The 17,205-nt window shown below is 71.3% G+C and carries 19 protein-coding genes and 1 riboswitch; of the genes, 10 read left to right on the top strand and 9 right to left on the bottom strand.

Features of this window, described 5'->3' with window-relative positions; translation table 11 throughout:
* The first annotated feature begins 50 nt into the window (after nucleotides 1-50).
* Genes hemG through AW271_RS07565 form a run of 3 tightly spaced genes read left to right on the top strand, consistent with a single transcriptional unit; the run spans nucleotide 51 to nucleotide 2,747 of the window.
* Nucleotides 51-1,481 carry a protoporphyrinogen oxidase gene (gene hemG, locus AW271_RS07575; RefSeq protein WP_439648962.1) on the top strand — a complete coding sequence of 477 codons (1,431 nt, stop codon included), beginning with the start codon at nucleotides 51-53 and terminating at the stop codon, nucleotides 1,479-1,481.
* On the top strand, nucleotides 1,447-2,148 hold the full coding sequence (gene hemQ / locus AW271_RS07570; protein WP_030454332.1) for a hydrogen peroxide-dependent heme synthase: 702 nt from the start codon (nucleotides 1,447-1,449) through the stop codon (nucleotides 2,146-2,148). Before hemG ends, hemQ begins: the two co-directional genes overlap by 35 nt.
* 38 nt (nucleotides 2,149-2,186) lie before the next feature.
* Nucleotides 2,187-2,747: a hypothetical protein gene (locus AW271_RS07565; RefSeq protein ID WP_157553955.1), complete on the top strand. Its 561-nt coding sequence runs from the start codon at nucleotides 2,187-2,189 to the stop codon at nucleotides 2,745-2,747.
* Here the strand turns inward: AW271_RS07565 and msrB are convergent.
* On the bottom strand, nucleotides 2,722-3,132 hold the full coding sequence (gene msrB, locus AW271_RS07560; RefSeq protein ID WP_062334011.1) for a peptide-methionine (R)-S-oxide reductase MsrB: 411 nt from the start codon (nucleotides 3,130-3,132) through the stop codon (nucleotides 2,722-2,724). The genes AW271_RS07565 and msrB overlap by 26 nt on opposite strands.
* A gap of 84 nt (nucleotides 3,133-3,216) precedes the next feature.
* On the opposite strand from msrB, the gene ligD reads away from it, so the two are divergent.
* Nucleotides 3,217-4,212 carry a non-homologous end-joining DNA ligase gene (gene ligD, locus AW271_RS07555; RefSeq protein ID WP_062334008.1) on the top strand — a complete coding sequence of 332 codons (996 nt, stop codon included), beginning with the start codon at nucleotides 3,217-3,219 and terminating at the stop codon, nucleotides 4,210-4,212.
* Nucleotides 4,213-4,315: 103 nt separating this feature from the next.
* Nucleotides 4,316-6,436, top strand: a complete 2,121-nt coding sequence (gene glgX / locus AW271_RS07550; protein WP_062334006.1) for a glycogen debranching protein GlgX — start codon at nucleotides 4,316-4,318, stop codon at nucleotides 6,434-6,436.
* Here glgX and AW271_RS07545 read toward each other — a convergent pair.
* Nucleotides 6,433-6,834, bottom strand: a complete 402-nt coding sequence (locus AW271_RS07545; protein ID WP_062335275.1) for a hypothetical protein — start codon at nucleotides 6,832-6,834, stop codon at nucleotides 6,433-6,435. The genes glgX and AW271_RS07545 overlap by 4 nt on opposite strands.
* Before the next feature lie 129 nt (nucleotides 6,835-6,963).
* On the opposite strand from AW271_RS07545, the gene AW271_RS07540 reads away from it, so the two are divergent.
* From AW271_RS07540 to AW271_RS07530, 3 genes are read left to right on the top strand one after another with little or no spacing between them, the layout of a single operon-like run.
* The gene (locus tag AW271_RS07540; protein WP_062334003.1) at nucleotides 6,964-7,701 is read left to right on the top strand and encodes a pyrimidine reductase family protein; all 738 of its coding nucleotides are present in this window, start codon (nucleotides 6,964-6,966) and stop codon (nucleotides 7,699-7,701) included.
* Nucleotides 7,698-8,840 carry an ATP-dependent DNA ligase gene (locus AW271_RS07535; RefSeq protein ID WP_062333999.1) on the top strand — a complete coding sequence of 381 codons (1,143 nt, stop codon included), beginning with the start codon at nucleotides 7,698-7,700 and terminating at the stop codon, nucleotides 8,838-8,840. Before AW271_RS07540 ends, AW271_RS07535 begins: the two co-directional genes overlap by 4 nt.
* Entirely contained in the window at nucleotides 8,837-9,286 is a 450-nt protein-coding gene (locus AW271_RS07530) for a hypothetical protein (protein WP_062333996.1), read from the top strand. Before AW271_RS07535 ends, AW271_RS07530 begins: the two co-directional genes overlap by 4 nt.
* A 150-nt stretch (nucleotides 9,287-9,436) precedes the next feature.
* Here the strand turns inward: AW271_RS07530 and AW271_RS07525 are convergent, their stop codons facing one another.
* From AW271_RS07525 to AW271_RS07495, 7 genes are all read right to left on the bottom strand, one after another.
* Complete coding sequence (locus tag AW271_RS07525) at nucleotides 9,437-9,865, bottom strand: OsmC family protein (protein WP_062333993.1); 429 nt, start codon at nucleotides 9,863-9,865, stop codon at nucleotides 9,437-9,439.
* Nucleotides 9,866-9,912: 47 nt separating this feature from the next.
* Nucleotides 9,913-10,683: an ABC transporter ATP-binding protein gene (locus AW271_RS07520; RefSeq protein ID WP_062335274.1), complete on the bottom strand. Its 771-nt coding sequence runs from the start codon at nucleotides 10,681-10,683 to the stop codon at nucleotides 9,913-9,915.
* Complete coding sequence (locus AW271_RS07515; RefSeq protein WP_062333990.1) at nucleotides 10,680-11,507, bottom strand: ABC transporter permease; 828 nt, start codon at nucleotides 11,505-11,507, stop codon at nucleotides 10,680-10,682. The genes AW271_RS07520 and AW271_RS07515 overlap by 4 nt, the downstream gene beginning before the upstream one ends.
* Nucleotides 11,508-11,573: 66 nt before the next feature.
* Nucleotides 11,574-11,804, bottom strand: coding sequence for a hypothetical protein (locus tag AW271_RS07510; protein WP_062333987.1), 231 nt, complete (start codon nucleotides 11,802-11,804; stop codon nucleotides 11,574-11,576).
* Nucleotides 11,801-12,757 (bottom strand): ABC transporter substrate-binding protein, encoded by a 957-nt coding sequence (locus AW271_RS07505; RefSeq protein ID WP_218007994.1) that lies wholly within the window; start codon nucleotides 12,755-12,757, stop codon nucleotides 11,801-11,803. Before AW271_RS07505 ends, AW271_RS07510 begins: the two co-directional genes overlap by 4 nt.
* A gap of 11 nt (nucleotides 12,758-12,768) precedes the next feature.
* The gene (locus AW271_RS07500) at nucleotides 12,769-13,890 is read right to left on the bottom strand and encodes an agmatinase family protein (protein ID WP_218007993.1); all 1,122 of its coding nucleotides are present in this window, start codon (nucleotides 13,888-13,890) and stop codon (nucleotides 12,769-12,771) included.
* Nucleotides 13,891-13,943: 53 nt separating this feature from the next.
* A riboswitch (guanidine-I (ykkC/yxkD leader) is annotated at nucleotides 13,944-14,041 on the bottom strand.
* Nucleotides 14,042-14,114: 73 nt separating this feature from the next.
* On the bottom strand, nucleotides 14,115-15,716 hold the full coding sequence (locus AW271_RS07495; RefSeq protein WP_062333979.1) for an isovaleryl-CoA dehydrogenase: 1,602 nt from the start codon (nucleotides 15,714-15,716) through the stop codon (nucleotides 14,115-14,117).
* 64 nt (nucleotides 15,717-15,780) lie between these two features.
* On the opposite strand from AW271_RS07495, the gene AW271_RS07490 reads away from it, so the two are divergent.
* Both AW271_RS07490 and AW271_RS07485 read left to right on the top strand, forming a co-directional pair.
* Nucleotides 15,781-16,317: a sigma-70 family RNA polymerase sigma factor gene (locus AW271_RS07490; protein ID WP_218007992.1), complete on the top strand. Its 537-nt coding sequence runs from the start codon at nucleotides 15,781-15,783 to the stop codon at nucleotides 16,315-16,317.
* Nucleotides 16,314-17,201, top strand: coding sequence for a maleylpyruvate isomerase N-terminal domain-containing protein (locus AW271_RS07485; protein ID WP_062333973.1), 888 nt, complete (start codon nucleotides 16,314-16,316; stop codon nucleotides 17,199-17,201). Before AW271_RS07490 ends, AW271_RS07485 begins: the two co-directional genes overlap by 4 nt.
* Nucleotides 17,202-17,205: the final 4 nt, after the last annotated feature.

Raw genomic sequence — 17,205 nt, 5'->3', positions numbered from 1 at the left:
CGGTTTTGGGCGGCGCGTCACGACTCAGTCACGGCCTTAGGGTGATGCTCATGGAGCGCTTTCACGTGGTCGTCGTGGGCGGCGGCATCGCCGGGCTCGCCGCCGCATGGCACCTGAGGAACGACCGGATCAGGGTGACCGTGCTCGACGGCGCGAGCCGGATCGGCGGCAAGCTGGTCGCCACCGACGTGGCCGGGGTGCCGGTCGACGCGGGCGCCGAGGCCCTGCTGGCCCGCCGTCCCGAGGGCGTCGAGCTGGCCCGCCTGGCGGGGCTCGGCGGCGACCTGGTCGACCCCGGCACGACCGGCGCCTCCATCCTGTCGCGGGGCGAGTTGCGGCCGATGCCGAAGGGCCAGGTCATGGGCGTGCCGTCCGACCTGGTGGCGCTGGCCCGCTCGGGCGTGTTGTCGGCCGCCGGGCTGGCCCGGGTGCCGCTCGACCAGGTGCTGCCCGCGACCCTTGTGACGACCGACGTCTCGGTCGGCTCCTACATCCGGGCCCGGATGGGCGACGAGGTGGTCGACCGGCTGGTCGAGCCGCTGCTCGGCGGCGTCTACGCCGGGTTCGCCGACCGCCTCTCCCTGGAGGCGACCATGCCGGCGGTGGCGGCGGCGGCGCGGTCCGAGGCGTCGCTGCTGCGGGCCGTGCGCGAGATCTCCGGCGCCGCGCCCGCGAACGCCGGCCACGTGTTCACCTCGCTGAAGAACGGCATGGGGAGCCTGCCGCCCGCGCTGGCCGCCGCGTCCGGCGCCGAGGTCCGCACCGGGGTGATGGTCCGGGAACTGTCCCGTACGCCCTCCGGCTGGCGGCTGACCACCGGCCCCACCCGCGACGAGCACACCCTCGACGCCGACGCCGTCGTGGTGGCCGTGCCGGCGACCCCGGCCGCCCGCCTCCTCGAACGCGAGGCGCCCAAGGCCGCCGCCGAACTGGCCCGGATCGAGTACGCCAGCATGGCGATCGTCACCCTCGCCTACCCGATCGAGGCCTTCCCCCAGCTCCCGAGCGGCAGCGGCTACCTGACCCCGCCCGTCGAGGGCCGCGCGGTGAAGGCGGTCACCTTCTCCAGCGTGAAGTGGCCCCACCTGGCGGGTCACGGCTACGTCTTCGTCCGCTGCTCGCTCGGCCGCCTGGGCGAAGAACGGCTGCTCCAGCGCGACGACGCCGAGCTGGTCGCCCTGGCCATGAACGAGATGACCGAGATCATGGGGGTACGCGGCCTCCCGGCCGACACCCGGGTCACCCGCTGGGGCGGCGCCCTGCCGCAGTACGACGTCGGCCACAACGACCGGGTCGCCCGCGTCCGCGCGGCCGTGGCGGCGGTCCCCGGCCTGGCCGTCTGCGGCGCGGCCTACGACGGCGTCGGCATCCCCGCCACGGCCGCGACCGCCCGCGCGGCGGCCGCCCGGATTCTCGACCACCTGGATCCCCGGGCAGAATGGCGGCATGACGGACGGCACCCCGCGGCTCAAGGCGCGTGACCTCAACAATGTGATCCGCTACACCATGTGGTCGGTCTTCCGGCTGCGCGAGGGCCTCCCGGCCGAACGCGACGCCGTGGCCGAAGAGGTGGCCGAGCTGCTCGACCAGCTCGGGCAGAAAGACGTGGTGACCCGCGGCGCCTACGACGTGGCCGGGTTCCGCGCCGACGCCGACTACATGTTCTGGTGGCACGCCCCGACCCCCGAAGACCTCCAGGAGGTCTACGCCCGGTTCCGCCGCACCGCCCTCGGGCGGGCCAGCGAGCCGGTCTGGTCGGCGATGGCGCTGCACCGCCCGGCCGAGTTCAACAAGTCCCACATCCCGGCGTTCCTGGCCGAGGAGGAGCCGCGCGGCTTCGTGTGCGTCTACCCGTTCGTGCGGTCGCTGGAGTGGTATCTGCTCGACGACGCCGAGCGCCGGGCGATGCTGGCCGAGCACGGCCAGATGGCCCGCGACTACCCCGACGTGCGCGCCAACACGGTCGCCTGCTTCGCGCTGAACGACTACGAGTGGATGCTCGCCTTCGAGGCCGACGAGCTGCACCGCATCGTCGACCTGATGCGCCACCTGCGTGGCGCGAAGGCCCGTGAGCACACCCGGGTGGAGATCCCCTTCTACACCGGGTCGCGCAAACCGGTCACCGAACTCGTCAACGCCCTGCCGTAAGCCTCAGTTCTTGGCATACTCGTGGGCAAATGATGAAAATGGCACGATCCACGGGGAAACGCCGCAGGTCGCGATCTCGGACCGCCGAAGTGGTCGTCGGGGTCTCGTGCCTGGGGCTCGGAGTGACGGCCGTCGTGGTGCCGCTCCTGGCGACGCGGGGGGAACCGGCCCCCGTCCGCATCGCCTCCATCGAGGAGCCCACGACGGCGGCGGTCGTCCCGGCGGCGCAGGCCCCGCCGCCGGCGGAGAAGGACGAGAAGAAGGCGGCCAAGCGCAAGGAGTCGAAGTACTCCGACAAGGACGCGCTCGCCTACTTCGACGAACGCTGGGACGACGAGACGCACCGCCACATCACCGACATCCGCACCACCGGCACCTACCTGCGCATCTACACCGACTTACCCGAGTCGTCCGACAACTCCCCGGCCTCGCTGCGGCTGTGCGAGCGGGGCATGCGGTACCTGGCGGAGCTGGGCGTCAAGAAGCGGGTGGTCTTCGTGCAGGCCCGCACCGGGGGCAACGGCAACCCGGTGCTGGCCAACGTGCTCGGCCCGAAGGACGACGACTGCCGGGTCACTTATCCGAAGCCGAAGTCCTGAGCGAGATCGCGACGGAGTTGATGCAGTAACGGTCGTCGGTGGGGGTCGGGTAGCCCTCACCGTGGAAGACGTGGCCCAGGTGGGAGTCGCAGGAGGCGCAGCGCACCTCGACCCGCACCATGCCGAGGCTGCGGTCCTCGATCAGGGTCACGTGGTCGCCCGCGCTGGGCTCGTAGAACGAGGGCCAGCCGCAGTGCGACTCGAACTTGGCGTCCGAGGTGAACAGCTCCGCGCCGCAGGCGCGGCACGAGTAGACGCCCTCGGTCTTGGTGTCGACGTACTCCCCGGTGAAGGGCCGCTCGGTGCCGGCCTGGCGCAGCACCCGGTACTCCTCGGGGCTGAGCTGGGCGCGCCACTCGGCGTCCGTCTTCATGACCTTGTTCATCAGCCACCAGCCTTTTCTGGACGGGATTCCACCTGATCCAACCCACTCGGGGGGTGGAACCTTCCCGATGGGTAGGGTTCGAACATGCCTTCGCCGTTCATCGAAATCGAGGCCGGGGAACGGACCGTCAAGGTCACCAACCCTGACAAGGTCTACTTCCCGGGCATCGGCGCGACCAAGCGCGACCTCGTCGAGTACTACCTGAGCGTCGGCGACGGCATCATGCGGGCGGTCCGCGACCGGCCGACGTACATCAAACGGCATCCCGACGGCGTGCAGACCGACGCGATCTACCAGAAGCGCATGCCCAAGCACCCCGAGTGGCTGGAGACCGCCGAGGTCCACTTCCCGAGCGGCCGCACCGCCGACGCGTTCCGCCCGACCGAGGTGGCCGGCATCGCCTGGTGCGCCAACCTGGGCACGATCGACTTCCACCCCTGGGCGGCCCGGGTGCCCGACCTCCACCACCCCGACGAACTGCGCATCGACATCGACCCGCAACCCGGCACCGGCTTCGACGAGGCCCGCAAGGTCGCCTTCACGGCCCGCGAGGTGCTGGCCGACCTGGGCCTGACGGGCTTCCCGAAGACGTCGGGGAACCGGGGCGTGCACATCTCGGTCCGCGTCCAGCCGAACTGGACGTTCACCGAGGTCAGATATGCCGGCATCGGCTTCGCCCGGGAGGTCGAGAAGCGCATCCCCGACCTGGCGACCACGGCCTGGTGGAAGGAGGAGCGCGGCGAGCGCGTCTTCATCGACTTCAACCAGAACGCCCTCGACCGGACCGTCGTGGCGGCATACTCGGTGCGGGCGCGGCCCGACGGGCAGGTCTCGGCCCCGGTGACGTGGGAGGAACTCGAGTCGTGCGACCCCGCCGACTTCACGCTCCGCACCATGCCCGCGCGGTTCGCCGCGATCGGCGACCCCCACGAGGCCATCGACGAGGTGGCCTGCGACCTGACGGGCCTCCTGGAGGTCTACGAGAAGGACGGCCGGGGCGACATGCCCTATCCGCCCAACTATCCGAAGATGCCGGGGGAGCCCAAGCGGGTGCAGCCCTCGAAGGACCGTGACCGATGATCCGTTCTTGTGGCCTTCCCGGCTCCTTTTGGGCTGGGCTCCCACCTGTGTTAAATCGGATGAACGGGTAGGGAAAATCCCGGGAAGCGAGAATGGGACCTGCATGCGCGACGTCTGGCCTGGAGAGCCTTATCCGCTCGGCGCCACCTGGGATGGTGTGGGCACCAATTTCTCGGTGTTCAGCGAAGTGGCCGAGCGGGTCGAGCTGTGCCTTTTCGACGACGCGGGCGAGGAGTCGCGCCTCGACCTCCCCGAGATGGACGGTTTCGTCTGGCACGGCTTCCTGCCCGGGATCACCCCAGGCCAGCGTTACGGCTACCGGGTCCACGGCCCCTACAGCCCGCGCCAGGGCCACCGGAGCAACGCCGCCAAGCTCCTCCTCGACCCCTACGCCAAGGCGATCGAGGGCGAGGTCAAATGGAACGAGGCGCTTTTCTCCTACGACTTCGCCGACCCCCGGCGGCTGAATCTCGGCGATTCGGCCCCCTACATGCCGAAGAACGTCGTCGTCTCGCCCTTCTTCGACTGGGGCAACGACCGGCCGCCGCGCATTCCCTACCACCAGACGGTCATCTACGAGGCCCACGTGAAGGGGCTGACCCGGCTCCACCCCGACGTGCCCGAGGAGCAGCGGGGCACCTACGCGGGGCTGGCCCATCCGGCCGTGGTCGACCACCTGAAGTCGATCGGCGTCACCGCGGTCGAGCTGCTGCCGATCCACCAGTACGTGCCGGAACACTTCCTGGTCGCCCGGGGGCTGACCAACTACTGGGGCTACAACACGATGGCCTACCTGGCCCCCCACAACGCCTACTCCTCCTCGGGGCAGCGCGGGGAGCAGGTGCTGGAGTTCAAGGCCATGGTCAAGTCGCTCCACGAGGCGGGCATCGAGGTGATCCTCGACGTGGTCTACAACCACACCGCCGAGGGCGACCACATGGGCCCCACGCTGGGCTTCCGCGGCATCGACAACAACTCCTACTACCGGCTGCAGGACGCCGACCGCCGCTACCACCTCGACTACACCGGCTGCGGCAACTCCCTGAACGTCCGGAGCCCCCACGCCCTCCAGCTGATCATGGACTCGCTGCGTTACTGGGTGCTGGAGATGCACGTCGACGGCTTCCGCTTCGACCTGGCCGCCGCGCTGGCCCGCGAGCTCCACGACGTCGACCGGCTGTCGGCCTTCTTCGACCTCATCCAGCAGGACCCGGTGATCTCCCAGGTCAAGCTGATCGCCGAGCCGTGGGACGTCGGCCCAGGCGGCTACCAGGTGGGCAACTTCCCGCCCCTGTGGACCGAGTGGAACGGCAAGTACCGCGACACGGTCCGCGACTTCTGGCGCGGCTCCTCCGCCACGCTGCCCGACTTCGCCTCCCGGCTCACGGGCTCCTCCGACCTGTACGCCACCTCCGGCCGCCGCCCCATCGCCAGCATCAACTTCGTCACCGCCCACGACGGCTTCACCCTCGCCGACCTGGTCTCCTACGACCGCAAGCACAACGACGACAACCTCGAGGGCAACCGCGACGGCTCCGACGACAACCGCTCGTGGAACTGCGGGGTCGAGGGCCCCACCGACGACCCCGACGTCACCGCCCTGCGCCACCGCCAGCGCCGCAACTTCCTGGCCACCCTGTTCCTGTCGCAGGGCGTGCCGATGCTGACCGCCGGCGACGAGTTCGGCCGCACCCAGGGCGGCAACAACAACGCCTACTGCCAGGACAACGAGGTCTCCTGGATCGACTGGTCGCTGGCCGACACCGAGTCGGAGCTGCTCGGCTTCGTCCGCGAGATCGCCGCCTTCCGGCGCGACCACCCGGTGTTCCGGCGGCGGCGGTTCTTCTCGGGCCGCGAGCAGTCAGACGGGGTGCGCGACATCGTGTGGCTCACCCCGGCGGGCAAGGAGATGGACGACTCCGACTGGCACGCCGGCTACTCCAAGGCCGTGGCGGTGTTCGTCAACGGCGACGCGATCAGCGAGCCGGGCCCGCGCGGCGAGCGCATCACCGACGACTCGTTCCTGCTGCTGATCAACGCCCACCACGAGAGCCTGACGTTCACCCTCCCGGGCCGCGACTTCGCGATCAGCTGGAAGTCCCTGTTCGACACCGCCGTCGTCGCGGGCGGCGCCGGGCAGCCCCCGGCCGACGTGCGGCACACGGGGGCCGACGTCGAGGTCGCGGCGCGGTCGTTCCGGGTCCTGCGGGCCGTACGCCGCTAGCGGGTCAGCTCGGTCGCGGTCAGCAGCACCAGCACGAACGTGCTGACCCCCGCCAGCCCGTGGAGCCCCACCGCCACCACCGGAAACCGGTGCTCGGCCCCGCGCGCGTGCCGGCCGCCGCCGAGCCAGCGGGTGAACATCACGAACCCCAGCAGGGCCACCAGGCACAACGCGCCGAACGACCCCCAGGCGTAGGCGCTGACCCGGGTGACCATAAAGGCCGCCCACAAACCCAGCCCGGTCACCGCCAACAGCGGATGGCTGAAGATCAACATTTTCGGGAACCGGGTCACCTTGGTGGCCTGCTGGCGCAGCCCTCCGCCGCGTAACCACAGGTAGAGCAGGTAGACCCCGACGGATGCGGCGATCAACCACACGATCAACACCACAAGCGGCACGAAAACCCCCTCCGACCACATCTGGTTCGATCCAACACCGAACCTGACAATCGGCGACCGCTTGACATCAAACCGTTACTCCCCGGGAGGTCCTCCCCGGTTGTCGGACCGCTGTGACAGGGTGGGGACGTGCGCCAGATACATCCCGAGCCGGCCGACGACCCCGACCTCCCGTCGGTCTACGCCTACCCTCAGGCCGAGTGGCTGCGCCTCAACATGGTGGCCAGCGCCGACGGCGGCGCCTGGTTGAAGGGGCTGTCCAAGGGGTTGTCCTCGCCGGGCGACCGGCGGATCTTCATGGTCCTGCGTGGTCTCGCCGACGTCGTGGTGGCGGGCGGGGCGACCGTCCGCATCGAGGGCTACGGCCCGTCCAAGCCCCGTGACACGTGGCGGCCGCTGCGTGCGGGGCGCTCCGCCGCGCCGCCGGTGGCCGTGATCACCCGCAAGATCGACCTCGACCTCGGCGGCGCCCTGTTCACCGAGTGCGCGCCCGAGTCGCGCACCATCGTGATCACCACCGAGTCGGCCCCGGCCGACCGGCGGGCCGAGGCGGCCCGCCACGCCGACGTGATCGTGGCCGGGGAGCAGCGGGTCGACCTGGCCGAGGCGGTCGCCGAACTGCGTTCCCGGGGCCTCGGGCGCATCCTGTGCGAGGGCGGCCCGCGCCTCAACGCCCACCTGGCGGCGGCCTCCCTGGTCGACGAACTGTGCCTGACCGTCTCCCCCCTGATGATCGGCGGCGACGCCGCCCGCGTGCTCAACGGCACCGCCTCCCACACCCGGTTCGCGCTGGCCGGGGTGCTCGAAGAGGAGGGCTCGCTGTTCTGCCGCTATGTCCGCGACCCACACCAGGAGGAGGCTCGATGACCACGCGCGAGCCCAAAGACGCCAAGGCGGCCGAGCCCGATCCGGCTGCGCTCGACCTGCCCGTCCGGCCGCCCGTCTCGCCGATGCTGGCCAAGGCGGTCAAGAAGATGCCGGAACAGGACGGCACCCTGTTCTACGAACCCAAATGGGACGGCTTCCGCTGCATCGTGTTCCGCGACGGCGACAGGGTGTTCCTCGGCAGCCGCAACGAACGCCCGTTCACCCGCTACTTCCCCGAGGTCATCGAGGCGGTCAAGCGCGAGCTGCCCGAGCGGTGCGTGCTCGACGGCGAGATCGTGGTCACCCGCGGCCCCGCGCTCGACTTCGACCAGCTCCAGCAGCGCATCCACCCCGCCGCCTCCCGGGTGAAACTGCTGTCGGAGTCGACGCCCGCCTCGTTCATCGCCTTCGACCTGCTCGCCCTGGGCGAGGAGAACCTGATGGACCGGCCGTTCTCCGAGCGGCGGCGGCTGCTCGTCGAGGCGACCGCCGAGGCCGGCGAGTCGATCCGGCTCACCCCGATCACGACCAACCACGAGCAGGCGCTCGAATGGTTCGAGATGTTCGAGGGCGCCGGCCTCGACGGCATCATCGTCAAGCCGGGCGGCCTGCCTTATGAGCAGGACAAACGTGTGATGTTCAAGGTCAAGCACGAACGCACCTGCGACGTCGTGGTGGCCGGATACCGCGAGCACAAGTCGGGGCCGATCGTGGGCTCCCTGCTGCTCGGCCTCTACGGCGACGACGGCAAGCTCCACCACGTGGGGGTGTCCGCGTCGTTCCCGATGAAGCGCCGCGAGGAGCTGGTGGCCGAGCTCGCGCCCTACAAGGTCGACGACCCCGCCGACCACCCGTGGGGCGAGTGGGCCGCCTGGGCGGGCGCCGGGGTCGGCGGCGGCCCCGAGGGGCAGCGGCTGCCCGGGGCGGTCTCGCGGTGGAACGCCAAGAAGGACCTGTCGTTCATCCCGCTGCGGCCCGAGCTGGTGATCGAGGTGGCCTACGACCACATGGAAGGGGTGCGGTTCCGGCACACGGCGCAGTTCCGGCGCTGGCGCACCGACCGCACCCCCGAGTCGTGCACGTATGAGCAGCTGGAGGTGCCGGTGGCCTACAACCTCGACGACATCCTGGCCCGATGAGACTGCTCGCCGGATTATCCGACGTCGTCTCGCTCGACGGTCTCTATGGGGTGACCGACGCCGGAGCCGAGGGCTTTCCCGACGAGCCCGCGGTCTATGACATCAACTGGTGGGATGAGGAACCCGGCTGGCTGACCGCCGGCCGGAACGCCATCATGCTCGACGTGTCCGGTCCGGGCCCCTTCCACTTGCGGTGGGAACACTGGGACCAGGACCCGGGAGACCCCGCGGAGCGCAGCTGGACGGGGCGTCTCTACCTGGTGTCGGGCCGGATCACGGCCTACACGCTCGAGGACGACGGCGAGACCTACGAAAAGTTCGACCTCGGCCAGGCCGGGGTCGAATGGAACTGCCGGGTCGACTGGTGGTCGCTCCGGGAGGCGCTCCGGCCGGAGTTCGCCGTGCACCCTGTGGAAGGCCAGATCCTGCGCTTCCGGTTCTGGTGATCCGGCGTCGCGGCGGGGTGCGGGAGCGGGTGCCCGGCGCCGGATGCGGCGCGGGGCGGAGACGGCGGGCGGGGCCGGGGTAGGCGGGAGCCGTAACGGAAAGAAAGAAAGCCCCCGCCTTGTGAACGGGGGCTCTCTGGCTCGAACGGCCTAGCTGAGGAGCTCGGCGTTCAGGGTGATCTCGGTGCCGGTGAGGGCCTTGCTGACCGGGCAGTTGGCCTTGGCGTTCTCGGCGGCGGTCTGGAACTCCTCGGCGGTGATGCCGGGGACCTGGGCCTTGACCGACAGGACGATGCCGGTGATGCCCTGGCCGGGCTGGAAGGTCACGTCGGCCTTGGTCTCGACCGTCTGCGGCGGGGTGCCCGCCTGGGCGAGGCCGTGCGACAGGGCCATCGAGAAGCACGAGGAGTGCGCGGCCGCGATGAGCTCTTCGGGGCTGGTCTTACCGTTGGCCGCCTCGGCGCGCGACGGCCAGCTGACGTCGAACGTGCCGACGCCGGACGTGTCCAGCGACACCGAGCCGGAGCCGTCGAGGAGCGCGCCCTTCCACTGGGTCGTCGCGGTACGAGTGGTCGCCATAGCGATATCCCTTCGATAACGGTGATGCCACCGACGAACATAACGCCTCAGGCGTGCGCGGCTGCCAGGTGGGCACGGTGTTCGCGCCGGACCAGGTCCTCCACCTGCGCCCGGACCGCCAGGAACGCGGCGGTCCGCTTCACCTCAAGCCCCTCGCCGAAGGGCTCGACCCGCAGGTCACGGGCCACCCGGCCGGGGTCGCTGGCCAGCACCAGCACCCTTCTGCCGAGGAACACCGCCTCCTCGACGTCGTGGGTGACCATGACGACCGTGGTGCCCAGATCGCGCCAGATCTGGCGGATGAACAGCTGCATGTCCTCCTTGGTCTGGACGTCGAGCGCCCCGAACGGCTCGTCGAGCAGCAGGACCTCGGGGGAGCGGGCCAGCGCCCGCGCGATCGAGACCCGCTGCTGCTGGCCGCCCGAGAGGCTGCCGGGCAGTTTCCCGGCGTGCTCGGTGAGGCCGACCTCGTCGAGCAGCCAGGCGACCCGTTCCCTCCTGGCCTGGCGCGAGATGCCTCGTGTCTCCAGGCCGAACGCGACGTTCCGCTCGACCGTGCGCCACGGGTAGAGGCTGGGTGACTGGAAGGCCATGCCCCGGTCGGGGCCCGGGCCCTCCACGGCCTGGCCGCCGAGGGTGATGCGGCCCTTGGTGGGTCTGGTCAGGCCCGCGACGAGCGACAACAGGGTCGACTTGCCCGAGCCGCTGGCCCCGACGACGGTGACGAACTCGCCGGGCGGGATCTCCAGGTCGATGTCCGTCAGCACCGGGGCGCCGGGGGTGTAGGCCATCGACACGCCCTCGAAGCGCAGGCTCACGCCGACCACCTGCCGACCCGGGCCCGCAGGACTCTCAGCGTGACGTCGATGGTCAGGCCGATGAGGCCGATGACGATGAGGATGGCGAAGATCTTGTCGGTCTGCAGGAACCGCTGGGCCCGGGTGATCCGGTAGCCCAGGCCGGAGGTCGCCGCGATCAGCTCGGCCACGACGACGAGGTTGTAGGCGACGGCGGCGTTGACGCGGAGGGCGTCCAGGATGCCCGGGAGCGAGTGCGGGAACACCACCCGCGCGGCGACCCGGGCCCGCCCGGCCCCGAGCGTGGCCGAGACGTCGAGCAGCCTCCTCGGAACCTGCCGCACGACGTCGGCGGTCATGAGGGTGTTGAAGAACACCACTCCGAGCACCAGCAGAGCGATCTTGGACGTCTCCCCGATGCCGAGCCAGATGATCAGCAACGGGATGAACGCCGAGGCCGGGAGGTAACGCAGGATCCCGATGATCGGCTCGAATAGGGGCTGCGCCCAGCCGACGGTGCCCATCAGGAACCCCAGCGGAACGGAGATCAGCACCGCCAGCGCGAATCCGGCCCCGATCCGGCCGAGACTGGCCAGCAGGTCGTTCTGCAGGTCCCCGCTGGCGGCCATCTCGGCGAAGGCGGCCCACACCTCGGGCGGCGCGGGCAGGAACCGGTCGGGCACGATCCCCGAACCGCTGACCGCCCACCAGACCACGAGCGGCACCGCGACCGAGGAGACCCGCAGGATCCAGGCGGTCCGGCGGGAGACCTCGGTCTTGAGGAGCTTGACGCGCGGCGCGGGGGAGGCGGCCCGCTCGACGGGAGGCGAGTCCACGCTCACCATGACGCACCTCCTGACGAGCACGCACCCGATGTCACGAAATTTCGGGCACCTCGTTCTGGTGCCGCGTCAGCCATCGCTGCCCTCGCCCGACGCTTCGACCTGCCACGACCCGTCGGTCACGGCGACGACCACCTGGCGGGCCGCGTTGGCCACCGGCCCCGGCGGCAGGGCCGGGGCGAACTCGTGGGTCACGGCCGGGGCGCCGTCGGGAGTGCCGGTGGTGCGGCGGGTGTTCGCGGTGCGGGCGGTCGTCCCGGACGAGGTCACGCGGACGCGGTGGCGGTTGGCGAGGGTCATGGCTGGACGGCCTCCACGAACTTGGATATGAACAGGCCTTCGAGCGGCGGGGCCGCGTCGACGAGTTCGGTCGCGACCAGGAAGTCGGAGATCAGCTTCGCCTGCTGGTCGAGCGCGCCGGTGAAGGCGGTCCGGTTCTGGTCGAGGGTGAAGATCGTGGTGCCCTTGTCGTACGTCTCGTACTCCGCCGGCGTCACCCCGCCGCGCTTGGCCATGATCTCCACGGCCTTCGCCCGGTTGGCCCCGATCCACTCGATCGTGTCGAACCACGTGTTCACCAGGCCCTGGACCGCCTTCTCGTCGCGGGAGAGCAGGTCGCGGGTGACCACCAGGTGGTCGGGGATTGCGCCGGGGAAGTCGGCCGAGGTCGCGACGGCCGTGCTGCCCTCGCGCTCCAGCGCCGTCGAGGTGAAGGGCGCGAACGCGCCGACGGCGTCGACCTGGCCCGCGACGAAGGCCGCGGCGGCGGCGTCGGTCAGCATCGGGGTGAACTTCACGTCGGCCTCCGACAGGCCGGCCTTCTCCAGGGCGAGCAGCAGCAGGTAGTGGTCGACCGTGCCCTGCTCGGCGGCGACCGTCTTGCCCTTCAGGTCGGCCGGGGTCGTGATGCCGGGCGCGGCGATGATCTGGTCGTTGCCGGTCGAGTTGTCGTTGACCAGCACGATGCTCTGCTGCGCCCCGCCGGCCACCGAGGCGAGCGTGTCGTTGAGGGTCTGGCTGTTGGCGTCGATCGTGCCGGTCGCCAGGGCGTTCAGCGAGTCGGTGTAGCTGTCGAAGTACTTCAGCTCGACCGTCACCCCGTTCTTCTCGAACAGGCCCTGCTCCTGGGCGACCTGCCAGGGGAACCAGCCGGGCCAGGCGCTGAAGCCGAGCGTGATCGGCGCGGCCGAGGGCGTGGCGGGTTCGGCCGGGGCGGCGGCGCAGGCCGTACAGAGCACTAAGACCAAGAGCACGCGACGGAACATCACGCCGCTCCCTTCTTCTTGGGGAGGTGACCCGCGCGGACCAGGCACCCGAGGGTGTCGCAGATGACGCGGGTGGCGATGAGGGAGGTGATCTCGGCGTTGTCGTAGGGCGGCGCGCACTCGACCACCTCGATGCCGGCCAGCGGCCGGGCGTCGGCGATGAGCTGGATGAACTTCAGCACCTCGCGCGGCAGGAAGCCGCCCGGCTCCGGCCAGCCGGTGCCGGGCACGAACGCGGCGTCGAGGCAGTCGACGTCGAACGACAACCACACGGCCTCGGCCCCGTCCCAGGCCACCTCCAGGGCCCGCTCGGCGGCGGCCTCGATGCCCATCTCGACGCAGTCGGTGACGGTCATGATGGTGGTGCCGCGCTCGCGGCCGACCTTCACGCCCGGCCGAGGCGCCTGCCAGCCGCCGATCCCGATCTGGACGAGGTTCTTCGGCGGCACGTTCGGCAGGTCGGTGGCGTGGAACCAGGGTGTGGTGTGCATCCGCTCGTCGAGGTCGGTCTCCTGGGTGTCGACGTGGCGGTCGAAGTGGATGATCCCGACGTTCCCGGTGTGGTGCTCGGCCACCGCCCGCACGGTCGGGTAGCCGATCGAGTGGTCGCCGCCCAGCACGACGGGGAACGCCCCCGACGCGTAGACGTGGGAGACGCCCTTGCTGATCTGGTCGAACGTCTTCTCGATGTTGGCCGGGATGGTGAAGATGTCGCCCAGGTCGCAGATGGTGATCGACTCCCGCAGGTCGACGCCGAGCTCGAAGCTGTAGGGGCCGTAGAGGGCGCTGATCTTACGGATGCCCTGGGGGCCGAACCGGGTGCCCGACCGGTAGGTGGTGCCGCCGTCGAAGGGCGCGCCGATCACCGCCACGTCGTAGTCGCCGCATTTGCGCACGTCCTCGACGTACGGGGCCTTGAGGAAGGTGTTGATGCCGGCGAAGTGCGGCAGCTCGCCCCGGGAGAAGGTGGGGATGGTCCGGTCGACGATCGAGTCGGCCCCTTGGAGGCCGAGTTCCAGGCCGCGCTCGATCTCGCGCCGGTGCATGGTGGTGGGCAGCGCGGCCTCGCGCTCGACGGCCGACCGGGCCTCGGGGCCGTAGTTGTCGTGGAGGTGTCCCACGGGCACTCCTTTTCGGGAAAAGCCTCACGTCGGGAGGCAGCCGACACGTGACTGTCTCCCGGGCTTTTCTCCCGCCGTGGAACGGCCTGACGGCCGCCTGCACCTCTCGGACCAGCCTCGGAACCCGAGCGGAACCCTAGGTGCGCCTCACCCTCCGGTGAGTCCCCTTCATGAGAGCGCCGGGCCGTTTCCTCCGTGTTTCCGGGGCGTAGCGGTCGGGTGACTCAGATCCGGGCCAGGATCGCGTCGAGGTCCGGGCCGGGCCCGAGGGCGCCGTAGGCGCGGCCCGAGCCGCCGCCGAGCCGCGAGGCGCAGAACGCGTCGGCCACGCTCGCCGGGGCGAACCTGATCAGCAGCGACGCCTGCAGCACCAGCGCCATCTCCTCGGCGAGCCGCCGCGCGTCGGCCTCGGTGGCGTGGGCCAGGGTCTTGCGCACCCGGCTCACCGATTCGGACACGCGCGGGTCGGTGGCGAGCTCGACCTCGGTGAAGAACGCCTCGGCGGCCTCGGGCTCGCGGGTGAGGGCCCGCGTCAGGTCGAGCGCGGCGACGTTGCCCGAGCCCTCCCAGATGCCGTTCAGGGGCGACTCGCGGAACAGCCGTGGCAGGCCCGACTCCTCGACGTAGCCGTTGCCGCCCAGGCACTCGAGCGCCTCGGCGGCGTGCCCGGCGGCGCGTTTGCAGACCCAGTACTTCCCGGCCGCCAGGGCCACCCGCCGGAACAGCCCCTCGTGCGCCTGGCCGGCGACGGCCCGGTCGGTGGCCCCGGCGAGGCGCATCATCAGCACCGTGGCCGCCTCGGACTCCAGCGCCAGGTCGGCCAGCACGTTGCGCATCAGCGGCTGGTCGATCAGGAGCCGGCCGAAGGCCGTGCGGTGCCGGGCGTGGTGGACGGCCTGGGTCAGCCCCAGCCGCATGCCCGCCGCCGAGCCGATCACGCAGTCAAGCCGGGTCATGTTGACCATCTCGATGATCGTCCGGACCCCGCGCCCCTCCTCGCCGACCAGCCAGGCGACCGCGTGGTCGTACTCGACCTCGGCCGAGGCGTTCGACCGGTTGCCGAGCTTGTCCTTCAGCCGCATGAGCCTGATGGCGTTGCGGGTCCCGTCGGGCAGCACCCGGGGGAGCAGGAAGCAGGAGAGCCCGCCCGGCGCCTGGGCCAGCACCAGGAACACGTCGCACATCGGCGCGGAGTTGAACCACTTGTGGCCGGTCAGGGCATAGGTCCCGTCGCCGAGCGGCTCGGCGGCCGTCAGGTTCGCCCGGACGTCGCTGCCGCCCTGCTTCTCGGTCATGGCCATCCCGGCGAGCACCCCGCGCTTGTCGGCCAGGGGGCGCAGGCCGGGGTCGTAGGTACGGGAGGCGAGCGCCGCCTCCCACTCGCCCGCCAGCGCCGGGGCGTGCCGCAGCGCGGCCACCGAGGCGTACGTCATCGAGATCGGGCAGCCGTGGCCCGCCTCGACCTGCGACCACACGTAGAACTTGGCCGCCCGCGCCACGTGGGCGCCCGGCCGGGCCATCGTCCAGGGCGCGGCGTGCAGCCCGTGCTCCACGGCGACGGTCATCAGCTCGTGCCACGCCGGGTGGAACTCCACCTCGTCGATCCGGTGGCCGTAGCGGTCGTGCGTGCGCAGGATCGGCTCGTGCTCGTTGGCCAGCCGCCCCCACTCCTGCGCCTTCGCGGTGCCCGCCAGCATGCCCAGCTGCCGCAACTCGCCCTCGGCCCAGTCGGCGCCCTCCCGGGCCAGCGCCGCCGCCAGCGCCGGGTCGGCCGCCACGTCGTGACCGGACAGCGGCGGCACCTGGTTCATGACTTCATGGCTCATGTCATCCATCTGACCATCCCGGGCGAATAATGCGATGCTCGGGTCGACGAGTGGGGGAGCCGCCGTGGACGACCACCTGTTCCACCGCCGGGTCGTGAGCGGCGACGAATCCGCGCTGGGCGAGCTGTACGACCGCTTCTCCGCCCTGCTCTACGGCCTGGCGCTGCGGGTGACCCGCGACCGGGTCGCCGCCGAGGACATCACCCAGGAGGTCTTCGCCGCCTTCTGGGAGCGGCCGCTGGGCTTCGACCCCGCCCGCGGCAGCCTGCGCACCTTCCTGGCGACCGTCGCCCACCGGCGCTCGGTCGACCACGTCAGGTCGGAGGAGCGCCGCCGCGTCGGCGCCCTGGCCCCCCGCCTGTTCGAACGCCCCCACGACCTCGAAGAGGGCGTCGTGGCCGCCGACGAGATCAAACGGGTCAGGGAGGCGGTGGCAGGCTTGCCCGACGCCCTGCGCCAGGTGGTAGAGCTGGCCTACTACGGCGGCCGCACCTATCGCGAGGTGGCGGTGGAGATCGGCGTACCGGAGGGGACCGCCAAGTCCCGCATCCGGCTGGCCCTGCGCCGCCTGGCCGAGACGCTGAACGAGGAGGCGCTGTGAGCCTCGACCGCCTCTACCTCGACCTGCTCGACGAGGCCCCCGTCGCCCCGCCGTCGGGAGGGCGCGCCCGCCTGCTCGCCACGGCCGCCGCCCGCCGCCGCCCCGCCGCGACCTGTGTCGCGTGGGCCCGCCCCTACGCGGGCCGGGTGGCCGCCATGGACGCCGTCTTCGCCTCGGCGACCGCGTGGGACGTGGAGATCGTCGAAGGCTGGAACCTCCAGGAGCTCCTGGGCCACCTGATGGCCAAGGACGGCCTGGTCGCCGCGGCCGTCGGCGCGCCCGTCCACGGCCCCCCGATCACCGACGACGAGCCCATGGCCCGCACGGCCGCCGTCCACGACCACGAACGTTCCCGCTCCCTGCTGGAGACCCGCCGGTCGTGGCGCGACCAGGCCGACGCCCTCTGCCACGCCCTGTCGGGCGCCGACCCGGCCCGGATGATCACCCCGGGCGGCCTGCCCCTGCCCGTCGGCGACCAGCTCCTCGGCCGCGCCCTGGAGACGTGGATCCACACCCACGACACCGCCGTGTCCGAGGGCCTGCACCTCCCGAAGCCGACGGCGGAGGAACTCCACCCGATGGCCGACCTGTGCGCCCGCCTGCTGCCGGCCACGGCCCTGCTGAGCGGCCTCGACCTGGGCGACCGGTCGATCCGGCTGACCCTGACCGGCGACGGGGGAGGAGACTGGCACCTTCCCCTGGCTCCGGGGCGGCCCGCTTCCGGGTACGGGGGCCAGCAGGTCGCCCTCACGCTCCGGGCCGACGCGGCCGAATACTGCTTCGTGCTGGGCGGGCGGGGAGCCGGCTACACCTGGGAGGCCGAGGGCGACCAGGCCCTGGCGGCCGACCTGAGGGCGGCGGCCCCCGCGTTGTCGGGGCCGTGAGCTC

The sequence above is a fragment of the Herbidospora sakaeratensis genome (assembly GCF_001570525.1).
Taxonomy (GTDB): Bacteria; Actinomycetota; Actinomycetes; order Streptosporangiales; family Streptosporangiaceae; genus Herbidospora; species Herbidospora sakaeratensis.
This window is presented reverse-complemented; position numbering and strand designations above follow the sequence as displayed.

Bases quoted from the DNA above. Each gene is read 5' to 3' on its own strand.
- hemQ (WP_030454332.1), top strand. From the start codon at position 1,447: ATGACGGACGGCACCCCGCGGCTCAAGGCGCGTGACCTCAACAATGTG.
- msrB (WP_062334011.1), bottom strand. From the start codon at position 3,132: ATGAACAAGGTCATGAAGACGGACGCCGAGTGGCGCGCCCAGCTCAGC.
- hemG (WP_439648962.1), top strand. From the start codon at position 51: ATGGAGCGCTTTCACGTGGTCGTCGTGGGCGGCGGCATCGCCGGGCTC.
- AW271_RS07510 (WP_062333987.1), bottom strand. From the start codon at position 11,804: ATGACCCTCGCCAACCGCCACCGCGTCCGCGTGACCTCGTCCGGGACG.
- AW271_RS07530 (WP_062333996.1), top strand. From the start codon at position 8,837: ATGAGACTGCTCGCCGGATTATCCGACGTCGTCTCGCTCGACGGTCTC.
- AW271_RS07535 (WP_062333999.1), top strand. From the start codon at position 7,698: ATGACCACGCGCGAGCCCAAAGACGCCAAGGCGGCCGAGCCCGATCCG.
- AW271_RS07565 (WP_157553955.1), top strand. From the start codon at position 2,187: ATGGCACGATCCACGGGGAAACGCCGCAGGTCGCGATCTCGGACCGCC.
- glgX (WP_062334006.1), top strand. From the start codon at position 4,316: ATGCGCGACGTCTGGCCTGGAGAGCCTTATCCGCTCGGCGCCACCTGG.
- AW271_RS07525 (WP_062333993.1), bottom strand. From the start codon at position 9,865: ATGGCGACCACTCGTACCGCGACGACCCAGTGGAAGGGCGCGCTCCTC.
- AW271_RS07515 (WP_062333990.1), bottom strand. From the start codon at position 11,507: ATGGTGAGCGTGGACTCGCCTCCCGTCGAGCGGGCCGCCTCCCCCGCG.
- ligD (WP_062334008.1), top strand. From the start codon at position 3,217: ATGCCTTCGCCGTTCATCGAAATCGAGGCCGGGGAACGGACCGTCAAG.
- AW271_RS07495 (WP_062333979.1), bottom strand. From the start codon at position 15,716: ATGAGCCATGAAGTCATGAACCAGGTGCCGCCGCTGTCCGGTCACGAC.